Source organism: Streptococcus pseudopneumoniae (assembly GCF_001072315.1).
Taxonomy (GTDB): Bacteria; Bacillota; Bacilli; order Lactobacillales; family Streptococcaceae; genus Streptococcus; species Streptococcus pseudopneumoniae_R.
This window is the reverse complement of the sequence record NZ_JVLI01000073.1, coordinates 1-4,675: the sequence shown is the minus strand read 5'-3', so window position 1 is coordinate 4,675 and position 4,675 is coordinate 1. Positions and strand designations below refer to the sequence as shown.

Genomic DNA, 4,675 nt, shown 5'->3' with positions numbered 1-4,675 from the left:
TTTCATCAATCGCCTGTGGGCTTACTTGTGCAGTCAGGTCAATCAAAACCTAGAAAAAATTCGCCAGCAAGAGGGCAATACTCATCAAAGTTACAAGCATATCGCACCGGTTTATGCTATTGCCATCGTAGATAGTAATTACTTCCAAGATGATTTGGCCTTTCACAGTTTTAGTATGCGCGAAGACACGACAGGTGAGGTCTTAACCATCACCAATAACGGTCAAGAAAACCATCTAGTCAAGATGGCATTCTTGGAATTAAAAAAATACAGAGAAACCAGCAAAGACGAGGTTCGCAAGCCCTGGTTGGAGTTTTTCGGGAATAAGCCCTTTACTCAACAACCTGAGCGATCCATCAGCCAAGCAGACCAACTGCTAGACTACAAGAGCTGGTCTGAGGAGGACAGGAAAATGTTTAGTCAACTACGTATGCGTGAAGAACAAGCCTTGTTAGCGCAGGACTATGCCTTGGAACAAGCTGAGGAAAAAGGCTTAGAGCGTACTAAATCTTTACCTTTCTAGATTTAGTACGCCAACATCTTTTAACCGCTGAGGTTGCGAGTGAGCAATTGGGCATGAGCGTCGCTGAGTTTGAGGCGCTGTTATAAGACTAGCACTAATAGTCAAGATGGCATTCTTGAAATTAAAAAAATACAGAGAAACCAGCAAGGACAAGGTTCGCAAACCATGGTTGGAGTTTTTCGGGAATAACCCCTTTACTCAGCAACCCGAGCGAGCCATCAGCCAGGCAGACCAACTGCTGGACTATAAGAGCTGGTCCGAGGAGGACAGGAAAATGTTTAGTCAATTACATATGCGCGAAGAACAAGCTTTGTTGGCACAGGACTATGCCTTGGAAACAGCTAGAGCAGAAGGTATCGAACAAGGTTTAGAGCGTGGTATTGAAGAGGGATTAAAAGTAGGTCTAGTAAATCTCGTTCGCCAACATCTCCTGACTTCCGAGATAGCCAGCCAGCAGTTGGGCATGACTGTCGCTGAATTTGAGGCTTTACGCTGAGTTCAATCTTTATATAGTAGAAAGTTGATGAAATGGCAAGTGTTATCCAAATACTTGCCGTTTTTACTTGACTTTTACAAGGGTTTGTAAGATAATGCCAAGGAAGTAAGTTCTGTCTAACTATCTATATAGTTTAGATATAAAAGCTATCATCTGAGGGATGAGTAGTTGCGAAATGTCAACTTGGAAGCTAGAGTATTTCAGGGGGAATTTTTTCGTGAGTTAGTTTTCTTCTCCTTTTTTCGAAGAAATAGGTAAAAAGTTAAAAAAACATAAGAAAAGTCTTGACAAATCCTGCAAATATTTATATACTGTATGGTAGTAAGATAGTCTTACGAAAAAATATTATAAAGAAAACAAAGGAGATAAAACGATGAAAAAAGTTTTATTGACAAGCGCAGTCGCTCTTGCAGCATTTGGTGCTGTACAAGCTGTTTCAGCTGATGATTCATATGCAACCTTAATTAAGGATGCTCTTGGAGTTAAGGCCGGTGATAACGGTAACGTTGATGATGCAGTAGCTAAGGTTAAAGCTCTTCAACCTGTTGTAAATACATTGCGTAAAGCTCATTCAGCTCTACAAGCTTCAACAAAAGCTCAAAAGACAGCAGAGGAAAAACTTGCAGAAGCTCAACAAGCTTATTCTGATGCCGTTAAAGCTCTTCGTGATGCTAAACTAAAAAGAGGTGATGCAGAAGGACAAAAAGCAATTTTTACAGACTTACGTACAAAAGTAGACGCTAAGACAACTAAAGATTCAGCAGAATTGGCAACTAAAAAAGCTGAATTAGGTGAAAAAGAAGGAACACGTACAGGAGCATATTTAGAGTTAGATAAAGCCAAGGAAGCCTTGGACAATGCTCAGAAAGCTGTTAATGATAAATATGATGAAAAACCACTTGGTGGTGATGTAGAAGCTACAAAGAAATACGAAGCTGAAAAATTAAAACTTGAGTCAGCATTGGCAAAAGCTCAACAAGCTTATTCTGACGCTAATGAAAAGGTTTCTACTTTAGAAAAAGAAGTTAAAGAGCTAGATGCCACTGTAAAAGCAGAACAAAAAGACTCTGAAAAACTTAAAAAAGCTATTAATGCTTTGACTACAGCAATTGCTGACGGTACAGGTCTATTGGAAGAAGGTCAAACTTTTAATAGTCTAGAACAAGTTACGAATTCTAAATATGCAGCAGTTGGAAAAGCTACTGACGACTTATTGAAAGCAGATAAAGCATTGCAAGATGCGAAAGCTGATTATGAAAAAGCTGAAAAAGATGCTAAAGATAAATATAAAGAACAAAAAGTAGCATTCGTATTGGAAGATGTTATTAAAGCAGACACACCAACTCCAGCAGCTGTAGTTAAATTCGGTTGGAATAAAGATACTAAAGGTAACTGGACTTATGTAGTAGACTCAAAAGGTACAAAAGCAGCAGGTTGGATTAATGATCAAGGAACTTGGTACTACCTAAATACTGAAGGTGTTATGCAAACTGGTTGGGTTAAAGATAACGGAACTTGGTACTACTTGAAATCATCAGGTGCAATGGCAACTGGTTGGGTTAAAGATAACGGTACTTGGTACTACTTGAAATCATCAGGTGCAATGGCAACTGGTTGGTATCAAGTTGGTGGTAACTGGTACTACTCATACGCATCAGGTGCCCTTGCAGTAAGTACTACTACACCAGATGGTTACACTGTAAATGCAAACGGTGAGTGGGTTTAATTTTAAATAATTGACTCATAACAGGAGAGAAATCTCCTGTTTTTTTGGCTTTAACAATGGTAGTGGGTTGAGTTTGGTCTATATCACTGGCTGGCAAAAGATTGATGGTAAGACTTACTACTTTGAAACTGATGGAGTAATGAAAAAAGGGCTACTAACCTTAGGGGATAAACAATACTATCTAAATGAAAAAGATGGTGTTCTGACACCCAATATTGCTGTAATTGATGGTATGGAAGAAAATTGACGGTGACTGGTATTATTTAAACGATTTAGGTGCCATGATAACTGGCTGGAAACTTATAAATGGTAGTTGGTACCATCTCGACAGTTTAGGTAAAATGAGTACTAGATGGATAAAAGAAAATGGTACATGGTATTATCTAGATGGCTTAGGTGCAATGAAGACAGGCTGGTACCAAGTTGGCGGTAAATGGTACTATTCATACCCATCAGGAGCTTTGGCGGTGAACACAACTATCGATGGTTACACAGTAAATGCTAACGGTGAGTGGGTGTAGTTTGAATTTGTTTATGTCACTAGGAGATTTTTAGCTTAGTTTTTTATAGCAGATACTTGCTGATATAATACTTATCAAGCTCCAGTTGCAAAAGCAGCAGATAAGAAAGAACTTCCAAACACTGGTGGAAAAGATAATGTTGCGATTGCATCATTAGGATTCCTTGGATTATTCTTTGGTGCACTTCCATTTGTGAAACGCAAAAACTAATTAATTAAAAATATGAAAGAGAGGGACGCTTTGCCTTCTCTTTTGTCGTGTAGAATTCTGTGAGTACTTTGTTGGATAGCAAAAAATAAAAAGTGAACAGGACTAAAATACTATCCTGTTCACTTTTATGTTATTAGTGATTGTATGGTCTTACAATAGCTCCTCAAACTCAGCGACGCTCATGCCCAACTGCTGGCTGGCAACCTCGGAAGTCAAAAGACCTTGATGGACTAGATTTAGTAGCATAGACAAACTTCCTTCAACTTTCCCGCGCTCTAAGCCTTGTTCAATACCCTCTGCACGACCACGTTCTAACCCTTGTTCAATCCCTTCTGCACGACCGCGTTCAAGACCACGCTCTAAACCTTTCTCCTCAGCTTGCTCCAAGGCATAGTCCTGAGCTAACAAAGCTTGTTCTTCTCGCATACGTAGTTGACTAAACATTTTCCTGTCCCCCTCGGACCAGCTCTTGTAGTCCAGCAGTTGATCTGCTTGGCTAATAGCTCGCTCGGGTTGTTGAGTAAAAGGTTTGTTATCGAAAAACTCCAACCATGGCTTGCGAATGCTATCTTTGCTGGTTTCTCTGTATTTTCTTAATTTCAAGAACGCCATCTTGACTAGATGGTTTTCTTGACCGTTATTTGTGATGGTTAAGACCTCACCTGTCGTGTCCTCTCGCATGCTAAAGCTATGAAAAGCTTGATCATCATGGAAGTAGTTACTATCTACAATTGCGATAGCGTAAACAGGTGCGATGTGTTTGTAACTTTGATGAGTATCACCTTCTCGTTGGCGAATTTTTTCGAGGTTTTGATTGACCTGGCTGCACAGATAAGCCCACAGACGATTGATGAAAAAATTCTGATGATGTACCTGAATCTCAATAATTACTTGCGTGCCATTGTCCAACTCCGCCAAAACATCTATACTGGTATAGAAATCTTGCGCCGAATAGGGCAGGGAAGGCAAGACGTGAATGTTACTTCCCTCCAAAATAGTCACATTTTTTGCTGGCAAGTCCAGCATATCGCGGATAAATTGACAAGTGATTTCTGGATTGCTAAAAATCTTCTTAGCAACCAAATCATTGGTCGGGCTGATGCCCGGATGACGTACAGTCATTCATTTCCTCCTTCTATTATACCACAGTCTTATACTCAATGAAAATCAAAGAGCAAACTAGGAAACTAGCCGCAGGC

2 protein-coding genes and 4 pseudogenes are annotated in these 4,675 nt (G+C 39.8%); 5 read left to right on the top strand and 1 reads right to left on the bottom strand.

Annotated elements, in window-relative coordinates; translation table 11 throughout:
* The 5 genes and pseudogenes from ADH54_RS03560 to ADH54_RS12580 form a co-directional block, all read left to right on the top strand.
* Positions 1-609, top strand: a pseudogene (locus ADH54_RS03560) (PD-(D/E)XK nuclease family transposase); the annotation flags it as partial.
* 11 nt (positions 610-620) lie between these two features.
* Positions 621-1,019: pseudogene (locus ADH54_RS12385) on the top strand (hypothetical protein); the annotation flags it as partial.
* A 373-nt stretch (positions 1,020-1,392) separates the two neighbouring features.
* Positions 1,393-2,745: a hypothetical protein gene (locus ADH54_RS12585; RefSeq protein WP_080980768.1), complete on the top strand. Its 1,353-nt coding sequence runs from the start codon at positions 1,393-1,395 to the stop codon at positions 2,743-2,745.
* Between the two features lie 82 nt (positions 2,746-2,827).
* Positions 2,828-3,266: pseudogene (locus ADH54_RS03540) on the top strand (PspC family transcriptional regulator); the annotation flags it as partial.
* Positions 3,267-3,368: 102 nt separating this feature from the next.
* A pseudogene (locus ADH54_RS12580) lies at positions 3,369-3,476 on the top strand (LPXTG cell wall anchor domain-containing protein); the annotation flags it as partial.
* Between the two features lie 150 nt (positions 3,477-3,626).
* Here ADH54_RS12580 and ADH54_RS03535 read toward each other — a convergent pair.
* On the bottom strand, positions 3,627-4,598 hold the full coding sequence (locus tag ADH54_RS03535) for an Rpn family recombination-promoting nuclease/putative transposase (protein ID WP_049524063.1): 972 nt from the start codon (positions 4,596-4,598) through the stop codon (positions 3,627-3,629).
* Positions 4,599-4,675: the final 77 nt, after the last annotated feature.

Excerpts from the sequence above, each read along its gene's own strand:
- ADH54_RS12585 (WP_080980768.1), top strand. The coding sequence starts at position 1,393 with ATGAAAAAAGTTTTATTGACAAGCGCAGTCGCTCTTGCAGCATTTGGT.
- ADH54_RS03535 (WP_049524063.1), bottom strand. The coding sequence starts at position 4,598 with ATGACTGTACGTCATCCGGGCATCAGCCCGACCAATGATTTGGTTGCT.